This is a genomic window from Streptococcus mitis (assembly GCF_946190115.1).
Taxonomy (GTDB): Bacteria; Bacillota; Bacilli; order Lactobacillales; family Streptococcaceae; genus Streptococcus; species Streptococcus mitis_CO.
This window is the reverse complement of sequence record NZ_CAMHZG010000002.1, coordinates 115,702-137,078: the sequence shown is the minus strand read 5'-3', so window position 1 is coordinate 137,078 and position 21,377 is coordinate 115,702. Positions and strand designations below refer to the sequence as shown.

General features: G+C 40.4%; 23 protein-coding genes and 1 pseudogene. 6 read left to right on the top strand and 18 right to left on the bottom strand.

Translation table 11 applies throughout. The features are described 5' to 3' along the window. Window positions 1–3 precede the first annotated feature (3 nt). The 5 genes from N8L90_RS01670 to N8L90_RS01650 form a co-directional block, all read right to left on the bottom strand. Window positions 4–1,170, bottom strand: a complete 1,167-nt coding sequence (locus tag N8L90_RS01670) for an ATP-grasp domain-containing protein (RefSeq protein ID WP_261023915.1) — start codon at window positions 1,168–1,170, stop codon at window positions 4–6. A gap of 12 nt (window positions 1,171–1,182) precedes the next feature. Further along, entirely contained in the window at window positions 1,183–1,923 is a 741-nt protein-coding gene (locus tag N8L90_RS01665; protein WP_261023914.1) for an esterase family protein, read from the bottom strand. Window positions 1,924–1,941: 18 nt separating this feature from the next. Then, window positions 1,942–2,766: an alpha/beta hydrolase gene (locus tag N8L90_RS01660; RefSeq protein ID WP_261023913.1), complete on the bottom strand. Its 825-nt coding sequence runs from the start codon at window positions 2,764–2,766 to the stop codon at window positions 1,942–1,944. A gap of 135 nt (window positions 2,767–2,901) precedes the next feature. Beyond that, a complete protein-coding gene (gene thiI / locus N8L90_RS01655; protein ID WP_261023912.1) occupies window positions 2,902–4,116 on the bottom strand; it encodes a tRNA uracil 4-sulfurtransferase ThiI in 1,215 nt (404 codons plus the stop codon). 8 nt (window positions 4,117–4,124) lie between these two features. Further along, window positions 4,125–5,267, bottom strand: a complete 1,143-nt coding sequence (locus N8L90_RS01650) for a cysteine desulfurase family protein (RefSeq protein ID WP_261023911.1) — start codon at window positions 5,265–5,267, stop codon at window positions 4,125–4,127. 138 nt (window positions 5,268–5,405) lie between these two features. Here N8L90_RS01650 and N8L90_RS01645 point away from each other — a divergent pair, with 138 nt between their 5' ends. Beyond that, window positions 5,406–5,837, top strand: a complete 432-nt coding sequence (locus N8L90_RS01645; RefSeq protein ID WP_060805690.1) for a DUF6556 family protein — start codon at window positions 5,406–5,408, stop codon at window positions 5,835–5,837. Window positions 5,838–5,857: 20 nt separating this feature from the next. Here N8L90_RS01645 and N8L90_RS01640 read toward each other — a convergent pair. From N8L90_RS01640 to glmU, 8 genes and pseudogenes are all read right to left on the bottom strand, one after another. After that, window positions 5,858–6,110, bottom strand: a pseudogene (locus N8L90_RS01640) (IS5/IS1182 family transposase); the annotation flags it as partial. 357 nt (window positions 6,111–6,467) lie between these two features. After that, window positions 6,468–8,231, bottom strand: a complete 1,764-nt coding sequence (locus N8L90_RS01635) for a glycerophosphodiester phosphodiesterase (RefSeq protein ID WP_261023910.1) — start codon at window positions 8,229–8,231, stop codon at window positions 6,468–6,470. 8 nt (window positions 8,232–8,239) lie between these two features. After that, complete coding sequence (locus N8L90_RS01630; protein WP_261023909.1) at window positions 8,240–8,830, bottom strand: 3'-5' exonuclease; 591 nt, start codon at window positions 8,828–8,830, stop codon at window positions 8,240–8,242. Window positions 8,831–9,081: 251 nt separating this feature from the next. Beyond that, window positions 9,082–9,573 (bottom strand): chromosome segregation protein RocS, encoded by a 492-nt coding sequence (gene rocS, locus N8L90_RS01625; protein ID WP_000021242.1) that lies wholly within the window; start codon window positions 9,571–9,573, stop codon window positions 9,082–9,084. A 76-nt stretch (window positions 9,574–9,649) separates the two neighbouring features. Continuing rightward, a complete protein-coding gene (locus N8L90_RS01620) occupies window positions 9,650–10,342 on the bottom strand; it encodes a 5'-methylthioadenosine/adenosylhomocysteine nucleosidase (RefSeq protein ID WP_261023908.1) in 693 nt (230 codons plus the stop codon). A 16-nt stretch (window positions 10,343–10,358) separates the two neighbouring features. Then, complete coding sequence (gene macP, locus N8L90_RS01615; RefSeq protein WP_261023907.1) at window positions 10,359–10,670, bottom strand: cell wall synthase accessory phosphoprotein MacP; 312 nt, start codon at window positions 10,668–10,670, stop codon at window positions 10,359–10,361. A gap of 11 nt (window positions 10,671–10,681) precedes the next feature. Then, on the bottom strand, window positions 10,682–11,227 hold the full coding sequence (locus N8L90_RS01610; RefSeq protein ID WP_261023906.1) for an NUDIX hydrolase: 546 nt from the start codon (window positions 11,225–11,227) through the stop codon (window positions 10,682–10,684). Window positions 11,228–11,236: 9 nt separating this feature from the next. Continuing rightward, window positions 11,237–12,616, bottom strand: a complete 1,380-nt coding sequence (gene glmU / locus N8L90_RS01605) for a bifunctional UDP-N-acetylglucosamine diphosphorylase/glucosamine-1-phosphate N-acetyltransferase GlmU (protein WP_064275901.1) — start codon at window positions 12,614–12,616, stop codon at window positions 11,237–11,239. 155 nt (window positions 12,617–12,771) lie between these two features. Here glmU and N8L90_RS01600 point away from each other — a divergent pair, with 155 nt between their 5' ends. The 5 genes from N8L90_RS01600 to lysS all read left to right on the top strand — a co-directional run bounded on the left by N8L90_RS01600 (window position 12,772) and on the right by lysS (window position 17,236). Then, window positions 12,772–13,572 carry a glycoside hydrolase family 25 protein gene (locus N8L90_RS01600; protein WP_261023905.1) on the top strand — a complete coding sequence of 267 codons (801 nt, stop codon included), beginning with the start codon at window positions 12,772–12,774 and terminating at the stop codon, window positions 13,570–13,572. A 94-nt stretch (window positions 13,573–13,666) separates the two neighbouring features. Next, entirely contained in the window at window positions 13,667–14,509 is an 843-nt protein-coding gene (locus N8L90_RS01595) for a DUF368 domain-containing protein (RefSeq protein WP_153193307.1), read from the top strand. Beyond that, window positions 14,509–14,991, top strand: coding sequence for an aminoacyl-tRNA deacylase (locus N8L90_RS01590; protein ID WP_033676896.1), 483 nt, complete (start codon window positions 14,509–14,511; stop codon window positions 14,989–14,991). The genes N8L90_RS01595 and N8L90_RS01590 overlap by 1 nt, the downstream gene beginning before the upstream one ends. After that, window positions 14,991–15,608, top strand: a complete 618-nt coding sequence (locus N8L90_RS01585) for a histidine phosphatase family protein (protein WP_033676894.1) — start codon at window positions 14,991–14,993, stop codon at window positions 15,606–15,608. Before N8L90_RS01590 ends, N8L90_RS01585 begins: the two co-directional genes overlap by 1 nt. A gap of 137 nt (window positions 15,609–15,745) precedes the next feature. Continuing rightward, window positions 15,746–17,236 carry a lysine--tRNA ligase gene (lysS, locus tag N8L90_RS01580; protein ID WP_261023904.1) on the top strand — a complete coding sequence of 497 codons (1,491 nt, stop codon included), beginning with the start codon at window positions 15,746–15,748 and terminating at the stop codon, window positions 17,234–17,236. A 196-nt stretch (window positions 17,237–17,432) separates the two neighbouring features. Here lysS and N8L90_RS01575 read toward each other — a convergent pair whose 3' ends face one another. From N8L90_RS01575 to obgE, 5 genes are all read right to left on the bottom strand, one after another. Further along, window positions 17,433–18,272: an amino acid ABC transporter substrate-binding protein gene (locus tag N8L90_RS01575; protein WP_261023903.1), complete on the bottom strand. Its 840-nt coding sequence runs from the start codon at window positions 18,270–18,272 to the stop codon at window positions 17,433–17,435. A gap of 9 nt (window positions 18,273–18,281) precedes the next feature. Next, complete coding sequence (locus tag N8L90_RS01570) at window positions 18,282–18,911, bottom strand: amino acid ABC transporter ATP-binding protein (protein WP_261023902.1); 630 nt, start codon at window positions 18,909–18,911, stop codon at window positions 18,282–18,284. A gap of 9 nt (window positions 18,912–18,920) precedes the next feature. Then, on the bottom strand, window positions 18,921–19,562 hold the full coding sequence (locus N8L90_RS01565; RefSeq protein WP_261023901.1) for an amino acid ABC transporter permease: 642 nt from the start codon (window positions 19,560–19,562) through the stop codon (window positions 18,921–18,923). A gap of 304 nt (window positions 19,563–19,866) precedes the next feature. Then, window positions 19,867–20,022, bottom strand: a complete 156-nt coding sequence (locus N8L90_RS01560) for a hypothetical protein (RefSeq protein WP_000502582.1) — start codon at window positions 20,020–20,022, stop codon at window positions 19,867–19,869. A 9-nt stretch (window positions 20,023–20,031) separates the two neighbouring features. Next, window positions 20,032–21,342, bottom strand: a complete 1,311-nt coding sequence (gene obgE, locus N8L90_RS01555) for a GTPase ObgE (protein ID WP_261023900.1) — start codon at window positions 21,340–21,342, stop codon at window positions 20,032–20,034. Between the last annotated feature and the right edge of the window lie 35 nt (window positions 21,343–21,377).

The following is a 21,377-nucleotide window of genomic DNA, read 5'->3' as shown; positions in this document are numbered from 1 at the left end:
CTCTTAAGCCTGACGCTGACCAAAGTCCTTAATCATCTGCTCCATTTCTTGTCGACTCGGAGTTGTCAGCATATAAAGGTAATCCCCTTGAAGTTCTGCAAAGGCCGCTGGCATGATTTTTTTAACCTTGAACTGCTGACTGTATTTGGCAAGCAAGTCCTCTTCTGAATAGACATAGTGAGCATTTGCACGACGTGATGTAGCCAAACAATACTGAGGTTCAAACTCTGACGCTGGGAACTCTTCTCCTGCGACTATAGCTGCGTAGCCACGATAGAGGTCCAAGGAATGAGCAAAGTTATAAACATCGATAGTGAAACCACCTGCAGGACGGTTATTGTACTCGATGGCAATGTAATCATCCCCTTCACGGAAGAACTCGATATGGAAGAACCGTTCTTTCATACCAAATTGCTTGACAATTGTCTCACCATATTTACGTAATTTGGGATCCATATCCTTAAGAACATAGTAGGAATTGTCCATCTTATAAATCATGAGATCCAGCGGTGTATAGGCGTAGTCAAAAGTTGTTGAGAAGACAATCTTTCCATCCTTGTCTACAAGCCCGTCAAAGGTACAGATTTCGCTGGAAGTGACAAATTTTTCAAAGAAATAAACGGTCGAATGATCCCATTCTTGCTTGAAGTGATTGATATCATCTTCTGTCTCAAGCTTAAAGGTTGCGGCTGCTCCCACTCCATTATCAGGTTTGGCAATCATTGGAAGACCGATTTCGTTCACTGCTTGATCCACATCTGCTTCCGTCTTGATAACAGCTCCAGGGACCACAGGGACACCTGCTTTTTTGAAAAGCTTCTTCATTTCAGACTTAAATTTCGTCTTTTTGAGATCCTCTGATTTGGCACCAAAAACATTGAATTGTTCTCTGAGTGCTGCGTCCAGCTCTAGCCAATATTCATTGTGGGACTCAATACGGTCAATTGGGCCATGTTTATAGAAAAGGAAAGCCACTGCACGTTTGACTTCGTCTATGTTCTCAAGATTATCAACACGGAAATACTCGGTCAGGCTATTGCGCAAGGGCTCATCCAGTTGCTCGTAAGGTTCCTGACCAATTCCCAAGACGGTGATGCCTTTATTGGCTAGCTCAATTGTAAACTGTTGAAAGTTTTGTGGATAGTAGGGAGAAATAACAAGGTAATTCATAGGTAACTCCTTTTATAAATAGAGATTGCCGAGGAAATAAGGCATTTGTTTACGCCACCATTCCCAGTCGTGGGCGACATCGTGTCCCCATTCAGCAAACCAGGCTGGAATTTGTTTCTGGTCAAAGGCTTCTTTGAGCTTGTAAAAGGATGGTAAACCGTCTTGTTCCCAAGCTCCAAGACCCGTACACAGCACAATTTCTGCCTGACGATAACGATCAATAAACCAGCCGTCGTTCTGGTTCCAGATATAATCTACTGGCGAATTTTGGTAAATGGCATCGTCATTGTAGTAATCGCCGACAAAGAAACGTGCGTCGTAAACACCACTAAGAGCAATCACCTTGGTAAAGACATCTGGATGCTGGAGGAAGAAATTGAGTGCATGATAAGCGCCCATCGAACAACCTGTCGTCATCATACCATCAAACCAACCTGTCTTGTGCTTGATAAAAGGAATGGCCTCCTCAATCACATAGTGCTCGTAGGCACGATGCATCTCCGCCTGGTCATGACCATTTTTCCAAGTGGCCAACCAGCTCTCACTATCTACACTGGATAGGGTAAAGAACTGAACACGGCCTTCCTCGATAAAAGAAGCACAGGCATCAATCATGCCAAAATCATAGTATTCATTGTGACTACCACCTGATGAAGCAAAGACCACAACTGGAATCCCAGCATGACCATAACGGTTAAGGTACATTTCACGGTTAAGATTGCCACTCCAGTGGCTAAGATGTTCAATATGCATATTTTCTCCTTTCTTACTTTACCAGTTTTCTGCAAAAAATCTCAGACAGTCTGGTAAATTCTCCGACCAAGGGATTTCACTATGGATGGCACCAGACTGAACTTTCAAAACAAGATTGCCCAAGTGTACTCCCCCTGCTATCAAATCATGGTAATAGCGAAGCGATGAGTCGATATAGGCTTGTTTGATATTGCCAGCCATCAAGGTCTTGTCTGTATCATCTGCTTCTTCTGTTCCAACATAGATAAAGATACGCTGGTCAGGCGATAGTTGCTGACGCTCGATATAGCGGTTAAAGGCTTCTTGGTGGAGCCAGTTGGCAGATGAAAAGACGCCCAAGCAACCAATTTGGTCTTGGTATTCCAAACCGATAAACTGGGTAATATTGCCTCCTAGTGAGGAACCAATCATGGCTGTATGTTGGCGGTCTGCTTTTGTACGATAAGTTTCATCGATAAAAGGCTTGACCACCTCCATGACAAACTCGGCATACTCCACGCCCTTACCGCCAAATTGCTGTCCTGGGATAGGAGATTCTTGGAACTTCCATGCCGCATACTCATTCATCCGCCCCATACCATCATTATCAATGGCTACGACAATCACGCGACTGATATCAGGATTACGCTTAATAGCTGGGATAATCTTCCATGAATGACCAATGAAAGACTCCTTGCTATAAAAAACATTCTGCCCGTCATGAAAGTAAACAACAGGATAGGAACGATCCGTGTCTTTCTCATAATCTTTAGGCAGAAGAACACGCACACGGCGCTCCTTACCTGTATAAGGAACCTTGAGTTTGTGTTCTTTCATTTTTAGATAAAAGTAGGATTGATTCATTGTCAGAAAACTCTCTATATTCAAAATTTATTCTTATTATATCACAGTTTAAGAAAAAAAGTCAGTTTTTCTTCCATTTTCGGATTAAAAACTAACTTTTTCATTTAATTTTCTAAATTCTTTTGGATTTTCTGATTATAGTAGACTATCAATCAAGTCATCGACTTCATCTTTTTCAGCTTGAGGTGTAATCTCAGTAATCATAATCCCTGCCACTGCTCGCTCAACTAAGCCTTCAACATCCATACGTGCTTCATACTGCTCTGCATTCTTAATCTTAGGATTGGTCTTAGGACGATCTGGTGCAAAAATCGTACAACAGTCTTCAAACGGTTGGATTGAAATGTCAAAGGTATCGATTTCCTGGGCGATGTCAATGATTTCCAACTTGTCCATGGTAACCACAGGACGAATGATGGGAGTGTTGGTAACTGCATTGATAGCCTGCATGCTTTCGAGGGTTTGGCTAGCTACTTGACCTAGGCTTTCCCCATTGATGATAACTAAACCATTTCGTACCTCACGAATACGGTCAGTAATCCGCATCATAAAACGACGCGTCAAGGTCATGAGATAGGCTTCTGGCGCTTTGGCTTTGATTTCCTCTTGAATCTCTGTGAAAGGTACTTCGATAAACTGGATATTTCCCCCAAACTTGGTCAATTTACGAGTCAAATCTTGGGCTTTTTTAAGGGCTCCAGGACTGGTGTAAGGTGGGCTTGCAAAGTGAACAGCCTCAATATCCACTCCACGTTTCAGTGCAAGATAACCTGCTACAGGTGAGTCAATCCCTCCTGACAACATGAGCATCCCTTTACCTGAAGTTCCAACTGGCAAACCACCAGCCCCACGAATGGTTTCATAAGAAAGATAGGCTGCTTCTTCACGTATCTCCACCTGAAGATTGATGTCAGGACTTTTCATTTGAGCTTGCACATTTGGAATAGCTTCAAAAACAGCACCTCCAAGGGTTTGGTTGAGTTCACGACTGTCGAGTTCAAAGTTGTGGTCGCTACGCTTGCTAGAAATCTTAAAGGTCATGCCTTCCTTGTAGATGTCCTGCATAATCTCTTGCACAGAAGACTTCAGAACTTCTACAGATTTTTCAATCTTATAAACAGGGGAAAAGTTTTGAATCCCAAATACTTGTTTGAGCGATTCTGCTACTGCTGTGTAATCTGCTCCATTGAGGTAAGCGTGGGCACGGTCGCGATCTGCTGTTACCTTAACTTGGGGATAGATAGACAAAACGTCTGAAATATTATTGCGAAGTTTATTGATGAAACGCATACGATTTTTACCCTTGGTTGACAACTCTCCGTAGCGAATCATAATTTCTGAATACTGCATGAATGCTCCTATCTTACTTTTCTAGTTTGATTGTAAATTAATTTTAACTTGGTCAAAAACTGCTCGACCTGACTCATATCATTTTCAAGGTCTAGGCTAAGACGCACAGCTGACTGAGCCTTATCCTTGTCCACTCCCATGGCAATCAGGGTTCCTGCAGGTTTCCCAGCCTTGGACGAACAAGCAGAGGTCGTTGAGATGAAAATATCATAGTCTTCAAAGGCGTGAACGATGACTTCACCACGAACACCCTTGATTCCAAAAGTCAGAATATGAGGGGCAAAGTCTTCCTCATCTGAAAAGACAAAAATATCTGGATAGTCCAGAAGTGCTTGACGAATTACTGACTTCATCTGCCCAGTCTTGCTAGCAAAGATATCTAGCTTTTCCATAGACAAGCGGAGAGCCTTGGCTGTTGCTGCAATCCCTGCTACATTTTCAGTTGTCGAACGGTAATCACGTTCCTGACCACCACCAGTCAACAGTGGCGTAATTTTCTTACCAGACTTGATATAGATAAAACCAACACCACGAACTCCGTGGAACTTGTGACTAGAAAAAGTCGCGAAATCCACTCGTTCTGTCAGATACTTTTCAGTCGGAATTTTAGCAAGCGCCTGAACCGCATCAACGTGGAAGGAAATAGTCGGCTTGTCTGCCAACAGTTCTGAAATAGCCTCAATAGGTTGGATAGAGCCGATTTCATTGTTCACAGCCATGACGGAAACGAGGGTCGTATCTGGTCGTATCAAATCTGCTAGCGCCTCAACATCCACAAATCCTTTCTCATTAACTGGAGCCAAATCCACTTCAAAACCTTGAGATTTCAACCAAAGAGCTGATTCCTTGACTGCTGGATGTTCAATGGCTGATACGATGATGTGCTTACCAAACTGGGATTTTTCAAAGGCCACACCCTTGATAACCCAGTTATCACCTTCTGTTCCACCAGATGTAAAGAAGATTTCATCACTTTTCTTACCGATTAAATCTGCAATCTGTTGACGGGAAGCATCTAAAATTCGTGTTGCCTGGTCTCCCAAACGATGGAGACTAGATGGATTTCCTAAAATTTTTGAAGCGACCTGCATATAAGTTTCAAGTGCTTCAGGATAGGGCTTGGTCGTCGCCGAATTATCAAAGTAAATCATGTTTTCTCACGCTTTCTAAAATCACTCCCTCTATTGTATCATGAAACGGAGCCTGCGACAAGAAAGGGCAATTCCTCTTTTTTTAAGATTTTTTTAAAGAAATGCGGTATAATAAGTTTTAATCAAAGGAGAGAATGCATGTCTAATTATCGTAGAACTTCAAAACCAAAAACAGAACACATCAAAAAAGGCTTTACAGTCTTTCAAAAAATCGTTGCGACTATCGCTAGTATCCTTGGCTTAATTACCGCAAGTATCACTATCATGAACGCCTTGGATAATAACAAAAATACTAAAAAAGAACCTACGACACCCCAGACGACAACCATTGTCAAAGAAATTCAAAAAGAATCCCCTAAGGAAAACACTAGTCCTAATAAGGAAAATAATACTAGTCAAGAAAAAACACAGCAAGAGGAAACGCCAAAAGCTAGCGTCAAGGAAGAGAAAAAAGAAGATCAGAAAACAGCAACTCAGGATTCTTCTACTCCTACTCCAAGTAAATCGACTAATGAAAATGAAAAACAGTCCAATACTCCAACTTCAGAAAATAAAAGCAATCCTCAGTAAGCACATGATCTAAGAAAAAATCAACTCAAAAAATAAAACTGCGCAGTAACTTCTGTCTTGACCACAATCAAGCTAAAGAGAGACTGTGTTTTTGTATAATTGATGTTTTAGATGCTAGATTCTTGACCAATTTTGTGAGATTCATACTCATAAAGATGAATCCTAGCGATGTTATGACAGTTTATTTATTTCTAACATAAACTCTGCACATGCCAAAAATACTCTCTCATCTGCCCCAAAAGGGAAAACATCCATTTTCTGTTTGACATAAATTCAAAAGCCTTCTTCACGCAGAAGTTAGTAACCCTTTTACATCTGACATAAATAACCTAGTTCAACCACTTCATAGGCATTACTTCCTGTTTTATTCTTATTTTATACTCTTCGAAAATCTCTTCAAACCACGTCAGCATCACCTTACCGTACGTATGTTACTGACTTCGTCAGTTTTATCTGCAACCTCAAAGTTGTACTTTGAGCAACCTGCGGCTAGCTTCCTAGTTTGCTCTTTGATTTTCATTGGGTATCAATTATAAACCATGGCATAATAAAACGAGCATATTCAACTGATACATCGCTCGTTTTTTTGATATTTTAGAGGTGATTTTTTGCTCAACCTCTTTTTGCTTACTAAAAATTAAAGAATTCCATAGCCTGTTTGAAAAGCAATTCAGTATACTCTGGGTCTTCTTGGGCAATGGTAACTTGCTCTTGAATCATTTCCAAGTCATCTGTTATCATGCCATCAGCTCCCAAATGAACAGATTTATCAAAGGACTCTGAACTATTAATTGTCCACACGTACAATTTCTGATCGGTATTCCAAAGCTTGTTGACAAAATTTTCATCTAAAGTTGAATACTCCATGGTGTAACCTGTCGCCTTGGTTCTTGGAAAGATACTATTGTAAGGTAGAATGAAATAAACTGGAATTTGAGAATCGTAGGCTAAAACCTGGTCAATCACATGATAGTCCAAGGATTGCATTTGGTGACCATTCTGCTTAAGAACTGTTCCATATTTTTCCATAAAGCGTTTCATCATATCTGGACTATCTTTTCGACTGGTTTTAATCTCAATAAGAAGTTTCTGATGCAATTCATTAGCTTTGTTTAGATAAGCATCAAAACTAGATACCTTGGTATGATAGCCATTTTCAGAAATATCAAGTTTGGTTAATTCATCCAAAGTTAGATCCTGAGGATTGGCATTAACTCCTGTCAGATTCTTGATATTAGCATCATGCATCATGACAAACTGGCCATCTTTTGTTTCCTGAACATCTGTCTCAACGAAATCTGGAGATAACTGAGCCGTCTTTTCTAAAGATTGGACGGTATTTTGAACACCATTTTTATCTGAAACACCGCGATGAGAGATAATTAAAGGTTTATGTGAAACTGGAGCTTCTAAATAAACATAACCCTCAAGAGCGAAAAATATACAAGCACATCCCATCACTCCCCATCTCATCCAGTGGTCTTTCTTTCTCCTTGGTGTGATTTCTAGTTCCTCCCCTGTCAAAAAGGAAACAAACTTAATGAGAAAGTAAGTCAAGGCCATATAGTGGAAATTCTTAATCAAGACAAAGTTGATAATTCCCAGCACAAGAGATTCCCTATGGGTCAAACCATCCATCAGTGTCTGACTTGCCAAGATTGGAATCAATAAAAGAATGAAAAATAGGTAGGTTTTGACAACAATCCAAAGTAAGTTCCAGATATAAAACCAGGAGTGCTTTCTTGTCTTCTCTAGACTGTATTTGACTGCTTCTTTGACTGTTTTTTTCTCAAATAAAAGCTGGGGTAGGGCAAACATCAAACGTATTGAAATGTAGAACAGCAACAAGGCTAGAACAGTGATTACCAAACCGACCAACCAGTACTTATCTTCTACATAGGTTACTATGAATTCCGGAATGACAATTTTATTGAGGTAATAAATCTTTAAAATCTTTCGAATCAATGGAAAGAGCATCATGACATAAAAGAAAATAAAGGCCATTTTGGAAATCGTCACTTGTCTCATAAATAAGAAACTTTGGCGAAAGACCTTGCGACTGTACTCCAGCAAGGTCCTCCTTTCGTGATAGAGGAGGTGTCGAGCTCCGATAAAGAGGAGCCCTATCTGGTAATAGGCTACCAGTAAATTAACAATTACCAGAACAAATAAAGCAAGACTAACAAAGGGAGAACCCTTTATAATTGCAAAAATATTGTTGTAGGAAAGAAAGAGATAACCTGTCTGACGGAGTAACAGTCCAGCAATCCAAGAATTAAGTGGTAACCAGACAAACTCAATCATCAGGAATATCAAGAAAAAGAGAAAGAGAATTTTATCTAGATTAAAGTAGATTTTCCTAAAACCTAGATTTTTAGGTTTTTCAGGTCTCATAGGCACTCCTAGTCAAATAATTGAGACAAGTCCAAGCCGCCAAAAGGATTGTTTGATAGGCTACTTTCTGTCTCTAACAATTCTCTAGCTTGATCCGACTCTAGGAAGGACTCGTAAACACGCGCCGTCATCCGAGCATCCTCTAGACTATTATGAGACTGACCTTGAAATCCAAGAAACGAGGCAACAGTTTGCAATTTGAGATTGGCAATACCATGTAAATCCGAACTACGGCGTTCAAAAGCTTCATCATACAGATCAACCTTGTACTGTTGGCTGTAATCTAAACCATGCTCCACTAAAATAGGTAAATCACTTTTAACAGCATTGTAGCCTATCATCGGCAAAGAACCCACAAACTCTTGGAATTCCTTTATAACTTCCTCCACTGGGGGAGCATCTTTTAAGGTCTCAGCTGTAATTCCCGTCAATCCATTGATAAAACTCTTTAGAGGCACACTAGTATGGACATAGGAATCATAGGCGTCGATTTCCCGACCATCTCTAAAACGCACTGCCGATACTTGAATCAAGTGTGTTTGTCCTTCATGCTGATTAAATTCTAAGTCAAAAGCAATGTAATCTTCTAATCGTTCCATTTTCTACCTCTCCTATACTGTTATTTTATACTCTTCGAAAATCTCTTCAAACCACGTCAACGTCGCCTTGCCGTAGATATATGTAACTGACTTCGTCAGTCTTATCTACAATCTCAAAGCAGTGCTTTGAGCAGCCTGCGACTAGTTTCCTAGTTTGCTCTTTGATTTTCATTGAGTATTACTTGAGCAACTATACTATTTAGAAACAAAAGAAGCCATCAGGTTAGCATTTAACCTAAACAGCTCCTTGATTATCCTCCAAATAAACGAGCAAAAAAGCCTTTCTTAGTGGATTGGACTTCTTCTTTTGCTTGGTCCAGCTCTAGCTTAAGATTTTCTTGATCCTTCATGGCTTGAAGGGTCAATTGTTGCTGCTGATCGAGTTGTTTGTCTTTCTCAGCAATCTGACGGTCTTTGATGCGCATCTGCTCGTCTTTTTCTGATAACTGACGATCCTTGGCTTTTAATTGTTCATAAAGACGAAGAATTTCTGCATTCTTTTCGTCAACTAGAATCTCCATCAATTCACGTTGCTTGACATCTTCACTGACAGGCTCATCTTCAAAAATCGTTTTTTTATAGATTTCTTCTAGCTTAATCAAGCCACTTCTGGTAACGACTGTTACCCCTTTGTCATTTTTATCTGTGTCTTCTTCTGGTAATTCTTTGACACGGTTATTGATTGCTTGGCGAGATAATCCTAAGACCTCTGCAATCTCACTGACGGTCATTTCAATACTCATAATATCCTCTGAAACGTTTTCTAGCTTTTCTTTACTTAAATCTTATCATAAGCTAGAAAAACTGTCAAATTTCCGCTTAATCTAAAGCCTTCAAAAAGGCTAATAAGACTTGGGCAGAGCGACGTCCTGCTTCGATAATAAACTCATCAAAAGAGATGTTTGCTTCATGGTTGGCATTGTCACTCATAGCTCGAATAACTAAGACTGGAAGATTAAGAGCATGCGCTGCCTGAGCAATAGCTGCCCCCTCCATCTCCACGGCTAAAACATCTGGGAAATGAGACTTAATAGCTTCTATCTTATCATTTCCTGCAACAAAACTATCTCCTGTAGCAATCAAACCAAGATGCCAGTTCTGATCCAATTGAGATAAACTCTCTTGGATTTTAGCAACAAAAGTTTTATCTGATTCGAAATAAAGCGGTTGTTGCGCCATTTGTCCATAAGCATAGCCAAAAGCTGTGACATCCACATCATGATAGGCTAATTTGTTAGCAATCACAACATCCCCAACAGCAATCCCCTCTGCTACTGCCCCAGCTGATCCTGTGTTAATCAAAGCATCCACTTGAAAATGATCAGCCAAAATCGCTACACTCATAGCAGACATGACCTTACCAATTCCACTTTCTACAAGAACGACTTCATGAGAGGCAATAGTTCCTGTGTGATAGGTATTGCCTAAAACAACTTGCTCCTGGGCATTGTCTAAATGCTGGACCAGATACGCCAGTTCTTCTGGCATAGCCGCAATAATTCCTATTTTCATTTCAATTCCTTTTCTATTACAAAAGTTTCATTGCTAAGACAAGCAAAATTAAGAGAAAGATGACTGCAAATAAGATTTTATTCAGTTTAGAATTGAAGACATTTCTCTTGGTATTTTCAATGCGACGGCTTTTATGAATAGACGGTTCGACCTGAATCTTCAAGGTTTCTTGGCTAAAGCTATGTCCCTTAGGATTGGCATAACCAAAACGGGAAGAAGAGGTTGGTAAAACCTTAGTCTCCTCATCATCTAGCAAAGGGGGACCTGAAATTTTTTCGCCTCTATTAGCTCTTTCAATCATTTCATCCGTTAATAAAGGTTTACCCATACTAACCTCCTCTATTTTTTGTGCAATTCCCAATACTGAACAGCCATAATTGTCTTGGCATCACAAATATGACCTGATTGGATCAATTCCTTGGCTTCTTCTAAGCTCACTTCAAGAACTTCCAAGGTTTCATCTTCATCCTGCGGACGCGGATTTTCCACTTTCGTCAAATCGCTTGCTAGGTATAGTTTTAACTTTTCATTACAAAAGCCAATGGCTGAGTAAAAATCGTACAAGAGTTCTAATTTCCCTGTATAGGCTGCTTCTTCCTCTAATTCACGCAGGGCTGCTGCGACAGGGTCTGTATTTTCTCCTACTTCCAACTTTCCGGCTGGAATTTCGTAAGAGACAGCCTCGATGGCTTTACGGTACTGCTTGACCAAGATGAGTTTTTGTTCATCCGTTACAGCCAAAACACAGACAGCTCCATTGTGGAAAATCAAATCCCGCTGTGCAGTTCCCTTACCTTCTGGTAATTTAACCTGATCTTGAACCAGTTTAAAAATTGGACCTTGATAGATTTCTTTTCGGCTAAGCGTTTTTTCTTCAAATTCCATGATAGGCTCCTACTGATTATTAGGATGATGAGGAAGACGTGTTGCATATTCATCTTTGTTGACCTGACGACCGCGACCAATAGCAATAGCATCTGCTGGAACATCTTTAGTAATAGTTGAACCAGCACCAACGAGGGAATTATCACCTAACTCAACTGGCGCAATAATGGTTGAATTTGAACCAACAAAGACATTGTTTCCAATGACTGTCTTGTATTTGTTTTTGCCGTCATAGTTGACTGTAATGGTTCCTGCACCAAAATTAACCTTGCTACCCACTTCACAGTTTCCGATATAAGTCAAATGACCAGCCTTGGTATTCTCGCCGATTGAAGAACCTTTCACCTCAACAAAGTTACCAATATGAACTTGGGCACCCAGACTTGAACCTGGACGAATGTGGGCATAAGGTCCGACTGTCACTCCGTCAGCAACACTACTTTCTTCAATCATAGAATTGGTAATAACAGCTCCTGCTCCGATAGTGCTATCCACTACATAAGTTCCATTTGTCAAAACAGTCTCAGCACCAATTTTCGTTTGCCCTTTCAAGGTTACATTGGCTTCGATTTGAACTTCCGGAGCAATCTCAACATCAATATCGATATAAGTTGCTTCTGGATTGACAAAGCTAACACCGTTGACCATGTGTTGGTGATTGATGCGACGACGCATAACTGACTCAGCTGTCGCAAGTGCCACACGGTCATTTACCCCGAGACTTTCATCAAAATCTTTCAGAGTATAAGCACCAACTTTTTCACCAGCTTCACGGAAAATGCCAATGACATCTGTAATATAGTATTCGCCTTGAGCATTATTGGTATTGATATTTTTCAAAGCCTCAAATAAACGCTCGTTATCAAAGACGTAAGTTCCAGTGTTGATTTCCTTGATTTGCTTTTCAAAATCTGTAGCATCCTTCTGCTCAACAATGCGAAGAACTTCAGCATTGTCATTACGCACAATTCGTCCATAACCAAAAGGATTATCTGTTTCAGCAGTCAAGATAGTCGCCACATTTTTATGATTGATGTGGAAATCAATCAAGTTTTTCAAGCTTTCACCTGTGATTAAAGGAGTATCCCCTGCAATGACCAAGGTGTGACCTGACAAACCTTCTAGGATAGGCTCTGTCATCATAACTGCATGCCCAGTCCCTAACTGTTCAGATTGAGTCACAAATTCTGTCTGTCCAGCCAAGACCTCTTCAACCAATTCCGCCTTGTGTCCGACAACTGTGACTGTCTTTTCAGGTTGGATAGCTCCCACACTACGGAAAACATGTTCCAACATAGAAATACCCGCAACCTTGTGCAAAACTTTTGGCAAATCAGATTTCATGCGAGTCCCTTTACCCGCTGCTAAAATAATGGCATAATTTGACATAATCTTCTCTTTTCTCTAGAAATTCCCTTTTATTATACCATATTTCAAATCATTCCGCGCCCTTGAATGAGAAAATGCTCCAAAGTCCTTTCCTTAACCTATTTTTTGAGTATTTTTTTTGATTTTTTTTCATTTTTAAGGTAAAATTATGAGATATGAGAAAGAAAATTAATCCGCTTATTTTATTTGGTTTTTTTGGGATTATGATTTTCATTTTAATCCTGAATCGCCCTCGTTTTGAGGACCATCCTGTAAAAACAAAGTCAAATATCGCGCAAGTAGAAACACAAGCGCTACACAATATAGATAAACCGGTAATTGATGTTTCTGGTTGGCAGCGTCCTGAGGAAATTAATTACGATACTCTGTCCCAAAACATTTCTGGAGCTATTGTTCGCGTCCATAGTGGCGCTCAAACGTCCAAAGAGAACGATGCTGCCTTTGTTAATGGGATAGATAAGGCCTTTAAAACCCATATCACAGAGTTTCAAAAACGAAATGTCCCAGTTGGTGTCTATGCTTATTTAGCTGGAAAAAGTGTCCAAGAAATGGAAAAAGCCGCTGAAGTTTTTTATAACGCCTCTTCACCATACAGCCCTAGTTACTATTGGCTAGACGTGGAAGAAAAAACCATGTCCAATATGAACGAGGGTGTTGAAGCCTTTCGAGCAAAGCTAGAATCACTTGGTGCTAAAAACATCGGAATCTACGTTGGTGTCTACTTCATGGAAGAACACAGTATTGATACAGGCAAATTTACCTCTGTTTGGATTCCTTCCTATGGTTCAAATACCGGATTTTTCGAAAGCAAACCTAATACGGACTTAGATTATGATATTCACCAATACACATCTAAAGGAAAAATTGCTGGCTTTGACCACGATTTAGATATCAACGTAATCTCTTCTTTAAAAAATAAAGAAGAAACCTTTAGAAAACTCTTTTTAAAACCTTAAAAGCATTTGTTTATCATTTGCTTTTTCTTTTTGTGTTTGATTGTGATACAATATAGTAAGGATTTTTTGAAATAGAAATAGTTGGAGGAAAAATATGCTCTCATGGTTAGCACGTCTTATTAAAGGGATTGTGATTGCTCTTGGATTTATTCTACCGGGAATTTCCGGAGGGGTTCTAGCAGCAATCTTAGGAATTTATGAACGGATGATTGGCTTTCTGGCCCACCCCTTTAAAGACTTTAAAGAAAATGTTTTGTACTTTATTCCAGTTGCCATCGGTATGCTTCTGGGAATCGGATTATTTTCCTACCCGATTGAATACCTGCTTGAAAATTATCAGGTCTTTGTCTTATGGAGCTTTGCGGGGGCTATCATTGGTACTGTTCCTAGCCTTCTCAAAGAATCAACTCGAGAATCTAACCGAGACAAGATTGATTTAGCTTGGTTTTGGGCAACCTTTATCATTTCTGGACTAGGACTCTATGCCTTAAATTTTGTCGTTGGAACCTTAAGCGCCAGCTTTCTTAACTTCGTCCTAGCAGGCGCACTATTGGCCCTTGGTGTATTGGTTCCTGGCCTCAGCCCATCAAATCTACTTTTGATTTTAGGCCTCTATGCTCCCATGTTGACTGGCTTTAAAACCTTTGACCTCTTGGGAACCTTCTTCCCGATTGGAATCGGGGCAGGTGCAACTCTCATCATTTTTTCAAAATTGATGGATTATGCCTTAAACAACTACCACTCACGCGTCTATCATTTCATCATCGGTATCGTCTTATCAAGTACTCTTTTGATCTTGATTCCAAATGCAGGAAACGCTGAAAGTATCCAATACACTGGCCTTTCTCTTGTTGGGTATGTCATCATCGCCTTCTTCTTTGCACTGGGAATCTGGCTTGGTATTTGGATGAGCCAATTGGAGGATAAGTATAAATAATGGCAAAAAAAGTTAAAATCAAAAAAACATTGGTGGAACAAATCCTGTCTAAAGCAGGTATCCCACATCAGGGGATTCAAATCAATGCCCTGGAAGGAGAGCTTCCTCAAGATTATGAACGAGATCAGATTTTCAAAACCTTGGCTCTTTTGGGAGATAAAACAGGACCAATTATTGGAATTGTACCTATCACCCAACACTTGTCTGAAAAGAAACTAGCCAAAATTTCTGGCAATAAAAAAGTGAGCATGATTCCACAAAAGGACTTGGAAAAGACAACAGGTTATATTCATGGAGCCAATAATCCTGTCGGAATTCGTCAGAAACACAATTATCCCATTTTTATCGATAAAATTGCTCTAGACTTGGATCAAATGATTGTCTCCGCTGGGGAAGTTGGTCACAGCATTATAGTCTCTCCCCAAGACTTAGCTAGCTTTGTAAAAGCTGACTTTGCAGATATTTTGGAGGACAGCAAGTAATGAAACTCTACTTTGTCCGCCACGGCCGTACTGTCTGGAACCAAGAAGGTCGTTTTCAAGGTGCTAGTGGAGACTCTCCCCTTCTTCCTGAATCCATTGACACCCTAAAACGACTAGGCCAGTATCTCAAGGAAATTCCTTTTGATCAGATATATTCAAGTGATTTACCTCGAGCGGTCAAATCTGCTGAAATTATCCAAAGTCAACTCCAGAGCCCCTGTCCTTTAGAAAGTGTTTCTAATCTTCGTGAATGGCAACTGGGGAAATTAGAAGGTTTGAAAATCGCAACCTTGGAAGCTATTTACCCACAACAAATCCAGGCTTTCCGATCTAATCTTGCTCAATTTGACACTCAAATGTTTGGCGCCGAATCCCTCTATAGCACAACACAACGGACCATCCAATTTATCAAATCATTAAAAGATAGTCCTGCTGAGCGTATTCTAATTGTCGGTCATGGCGCCAATCTTACTGCCAGTCTTCGTACTCTTATAGGTTATAAAGAACCACTTCTTCGTAAAGATGGCGGTCTAGCAAATGCCAGCCTAACCATTCTAGAAACCCATGATTTTGAAACATTTACTCTCGATACTTGGAATGATACTTCCTATCAATAACAGAACTTGATTATAGCGTCAAGTTCTTTTTAGTTTTGAAAGATTATCCGTGAATTTCTTGCTTATTTATGATAAAATGGAAGTATCGCAAAAAATGACTCATCGTATTCAATTTTGAGTAAAACTAGGAGGATCCCATGTCAACAGAACATATGGAAGAACTAAATGACCAGCAGATCGTTCGCCGTGAAAAAATGGCTGCGCTCCGTGAACAAGGAATCGATCCTTTCGGAAAACGCTTTGAACGCACTGCAAATTCACAAGAATTAAAAGATAAATTTGCTGACCTCGATAAAGAACAATTACATGATAAAAATGAAACAGCAACTATCGCAGGACGCTTGGTAACTAAACGTGGTAAAGGTAAAGTAGGTTTTGCCCACCTTCAAGACCGCGAAGGGCAGATCCAAATCTACGTTCGTAAGGATGCTGTCGGTGAAGAAAACTATGAAATCTTCAAAAAAGCAGACCTTGGTGACTTCCTTGGTGTCGAAGGTGAAGTGATGCGTACAGATATGGGAGAACTCTCTATCAAAGCTACTCACATCACTCATTTGTCTAAAGCACTTCGCCCACTCCCTGAGAAATTCCACGGTTTGACAGACGTTGAAACAATTTACCGTAAACGTTACCTTGACTTAATTTCTAACCGTGAAAGTTTTGAGCGCTTTGTCACTCGTTCAAAAATCATCTCTGAAATCCGTCGTTATCTTGACCAAAAAGGTTTCCTTGAAGTGGAAACACCTGTGCTTCATAATGAAGCCGGTGGTGCTTCTGCCCGTCCATTTATCACTCACCACAATGCCCAAAACATTGACATGGTGCTTCGTATCGCAACTGAGCTTCACTTGAAACGCCTTATCGTGGGTGGTATGGAACGTGTCTATGAAATTGGCCGTATCTTCCGTAACGAAGGAATGGATGCTACTCACAACCCTGAATTTACTTCTATCGAAGTCTACCAAGCTTATGCAGACTTCCAAGACATCATGGACTTAACTGAAGGAATTATCCAACACGCTGCTAAATCAGTTAAAGGTGATGGCCCAGTCAACTACCAAGGAACTGAGATCAAGATCAACGAACCATTCAAACGTGTTCACATGGTTGATGCTATTAAGGAAATTACTGGTGTAGATTTCTGGCAAGACATGACTTTCGAGGAAGCCAAAGCTATCGCTGCTGAGAAGAAAGTTCCAGTTGAGAAACACTACACTGAAGTTGGCCACATTATCAATGCCTTCTTTGAAGAGTTTGTTGAAGAAACCTTGATCCAACCAACCTTTGTCTATGGACATCCAGTAGCTGTATCTCCACTTGCTAAGAAGAATCCTGAAGACCAACGCTTTACTGACCGTTTCGAACTCTTCATCATGACTAAGGAGTACGGTAATGCCTTTACTGAGCTCAACGATCCAATCGACCAACTTAGCCGTTTCGAAGCCCAAGCTAAAGCTAAAGAACTTGGTGATGATGAAGCTACAGGTATCGACTACGACTACATTGAAGCTCTTGAATACGGTATGCCACCAACAGGTGGTTTGGGAATCGGTATCGACCGTCTCTGCATGCTTCTCACTGATACAACTACTATCCGTGATGTATTGCTCTTCCCAACAATGAAATAATACTCTTCGAAAATCTCTTCAAACCACGTCAGCGTTGCCTTGCTGTACTCAAGTACAGCCTGCGGCTAGCTTCCTAGTTTGCTCTTTGATTTTCATTGAGTATAAGCTCTTATCCTCTGGCTCTTGTCAGAGGATTTTTTTGATGAAAAAAACTACGTTTTATTAATCAAAACGCAGTCTCAGCCACTATTTTATCTTACAGTCCTTCTTTTACTTCTGTAGTTGCTACATCTTCTCCAAACCATTTTTGGCTGATTTCTTGGAACTTTCCTTCTTGGTATAGTTCGATAAAGGCTTGGTTTAATGCTGTTAATAATCTTTTGTCAGCTGGTCTAACTCCGACTGCAAAAGATTCACTTTCAAATCCAGCTGAAAAGACATTATAGTCATTTAATATCCCCTCAGACTGGAGGTAGTAATTAGCATACACTCGGTCAATCAACAAGGCATCAATCCGATCATTCTTTAAATCAATCAAGGCTTCATTGAAACTCTGGTATTGATTGGCCTTCTGATCTTTAACACGATTTTTCAGTAAATCTGGCTGGGCTTCAAAGTCTAAATAACCAGAGGATCCGGCTTGGGCTCCCAAGGTCTTATCCTTCATATCCTCTACTGAACGAATTTGCTGGCTTTTCTTGGCAACCAGAACTTGCTGATTTTCCATATATGGAATGCTAAAGGCAACCTTCTCTCGGCGTTCATCAGTCGCAGAATAGCCATTCCAGATGGTATCTATGGTTCCATTTTGCAGTTCCGTCTCCTTCATATCCCAGTCGATTGGCTGAAATTGCACCTTAAAACCTAATTTTTCAGAGACAGCTTGTGCTAAGTCGATATCAAAGCCCGTATATTGGCCATTCTTTTCTTCAAATCCCATGGGTACAAAGGTATTGTCAAAACCAATGGTTATACTGCCTTGCTCTTGATACTTATCCCAGTTATCCTGCTTTGGATCGCTAGCCTTCTGAGTACAAGCCGTTAAAAAGAGAGTCAGGAACGAAACCAATACTAAAGCAATTTTCTTATTAGTCATCGGCACCTCCTACTTGGGCTCAACCTTGAGAATCTGATCTGCGATATTTTCAGCGAATTGTAAATCGTGGGTAACCACAATCTGCGTCATCCCAAGTTCCCTATTTTGCAAGATCAGTTTTTCCACTTCCAAGCGCAATTCTGGATCTAGTGCCGAAGTTGGTTCATCGTAACCAATGATTTCTGGGTCAATCATCATAGCACGCGCCAAAGCCACCCGCTGCTTTTGCCCACCTGATAGTGAGAATGGATAGGCATCTGCATGTCCTGCCAGTCCTAATTGTTCCAAAAGACCACGCGCCTTCTTCTCAGCATCCTCCTGCTTCATTCCCATGGTTTTTACAGGAGATAAGGTCAAATTGTCCAGAACTGATAAATGAGGGAACAGTTGAAAATCTTGGAATACAAATCCCAGTAGATTGCGCTTCTCCAGTTCATCCAATTCTAAAGGTTCTCCATTATAAAAGATTTGCCCTAAATCAATGGTTTCAAGACCTGCAAGCATACGTAAGAGAGTTGTCTTACCTCCACCAGAAGGCCCAACGATAGCCAGGATTTGCTTTTCAGGAATTTTTAGACTGAAATTAGATAAAATTTGCTTTTCACCAAATCCCTTATTGATATTTCGTAATTCTAACATGGTAGCCTCCTATCTATAGTAACTGTACTTCTTCTCAACTTTTTTGGCAAGAATGGTCACAATCCCAATCAAAATCAAGTAAATAGCACCTGCCAAGAACATAGGAACCAGACTAGCATCACGGTTGGCAGCTGTTCGACTAGCCAAGATAAGATCTGAAATTCCTAGAGCATAAACCAGAGAAGTATCCTTGACCAAACTCATGACTTCGTTAAATACGCTAGGAAGAACAATCTTGGTCACTTGGGGCAAGATAATATAGCGAACTGTGGCAAAGGGACTGAACTTCAAGACCTTAGCAGCCTCATATTGACCTTTAGGGATAGTCTCAATCCCACCACGGAAGATTTCAGCAAAGTAAGCCGCATAATTGAGAACAAAGGCAATGATAGCCGCAGGAAGACGGTCCAAACGAATCCCAATACTTGGGAGCACATAATAAATAAAAATCAGTTGCAAGAGTAAGGGGGTTCCCCGCATAATCCAGATGTAAATGTTAATCAGATAATGGAGGGGCTTCCAATGGACTTGCAAGGCAAAGGCAATCAAAACGCCCAAAGGAATCGAAAATAGCAAGACCAGTGCAAAGACCTGTACAGTCGTGCTCGCACCATTCAGTAAACTCGGTAATATCTCAAACAAATAAGACATACTGACACCTCCTAAAAATAATTGCTCCTATTATAGCATAAATAAACTAAATAACCAACCATTTTTGTAAAAAAATTCTTTTTAATAGAAAAAATACAGTGTCTTGAAGCTAGAATAGGACAACACAATTTATAAAGCCTTGTTAGAAATTTGATTTGAATTCCCTAGTCTATTTGTTTATATTTTATTTTAATATATTATACTTTATAAATAAAAAGAAAGGACGAATTTTGGCCCTTTCTCGATCTTATCTTCTATTTGTTACAGTTAACTTGACTGATAATTAGAGTTTTATCTTACGTATTTAAGATGGATTTTCCTTTTTAGTTCGTGCCAATCTCAAGGCACGATTTGGATTGAGACGATTAAATAGTTCTTCCAATTTCTTTTCATTCCAAACATCTGCAGCGGAAACGAAATTTCCATCCGCATCTCGGAAAGATATCGGTTTATCTCCCATACCAGTCTCCTAGTCTACAAATTCAAACTCAAATTTACCAATTCGGACCAAGTCACCATCTTTAGCACCACGCGCACGAAGGGCTTCATCAACCCCCATACCACGAAGCTGGCGAGCAAATTTCATGACTGATTCGTCACGATCAAAGTTGGTCATATTAAAGAGTTTCATCAGTTTTTCACCAGAAAGCACCCATGTTGCATCGTCATCACGACTAATTTCAAAGGCTTTTTCTTCCTCGTCAAAGCCGTAGTATGCTTCTTCTTCCATATCTGACTCGTCGTAGAGCAAGAATTCTGGTGTCTTGTCTAACAATTCAGCTGTAGCATCCAAAAGCGTAGCCAAACCTTGCTTGGTCAATCCGGAAATTGGGAAGATAGCTGGTAACTCTTCAAATTCATCATAGTTTTCAGCCAATTTTTTCTTAAATTCTTCAAGATTTTCCTGACTCTCAGGCATATCCATCTTATTGGCTACAATAATCTGTGGACGCTCCATGAGACGAAGATTATACGACTCCAGCTCTTTATTGATGGCAAGATAATCCTCATAAGGATCACGGCCTTCGCTAGCTGACATATCAATAATATGAAGGATGATACGGGTACGCTCAATGTGACGGAGGAACTGAGTTCCCAAACCAACACCTTGACTAGCCCCTTCAATCAAACCTGGTAAATCAGCTACTGCAAAGGATTCACCTGATTGGGTGCGAACCATACCTAGATTTGGCACAATGGTCGTAAAGTGGTAGGCACCAATTTTAGGTTTAGCAGATGTGATAACACTTAAAAGTGTTGATTTCCCTACAGATGGGAAACCTACTAAACCGACATCTGCCAAGATTTTTAGTTCCAATTGTAACTCACGTTCCTGACCTGGTTCTCCATTTTCAGAGATTTCCGGTGCAGGATTTTTTGGTGTTGCGAAACGAATATTTCCACGTCCACCACGACCACCGTGGGCAACGATAAATTCTTGACCATGTTCAATCAAATCTGTCAAAACCTTGCCAGTCTCTGCATCACGAACAGTCGTACCTTGTGGTACTCGAACTCTAAGGTCCTCAGCTCCACGACCATGCATCCCTTTGGTCATCCCTTTTTCACCAGAATCAGCCTTGAAATGACGATTGTAGCGGAAATCCATCAAAGTACGCAAACCTTCGTCTACAACGAAGACTACATTACCTCCACGACCACCATCACCGCCCCAAGGACCGCCATTAGGGACATATTTTTCACGGCGAAAGGCAACCATGCCATCACCACCATTACCAGCCTTGACCTTAATCTTGGCTGTATCTAAAAACATACTCATTTTTTCTTCTCACTTTAAAAAAGGGCTGGGAAATC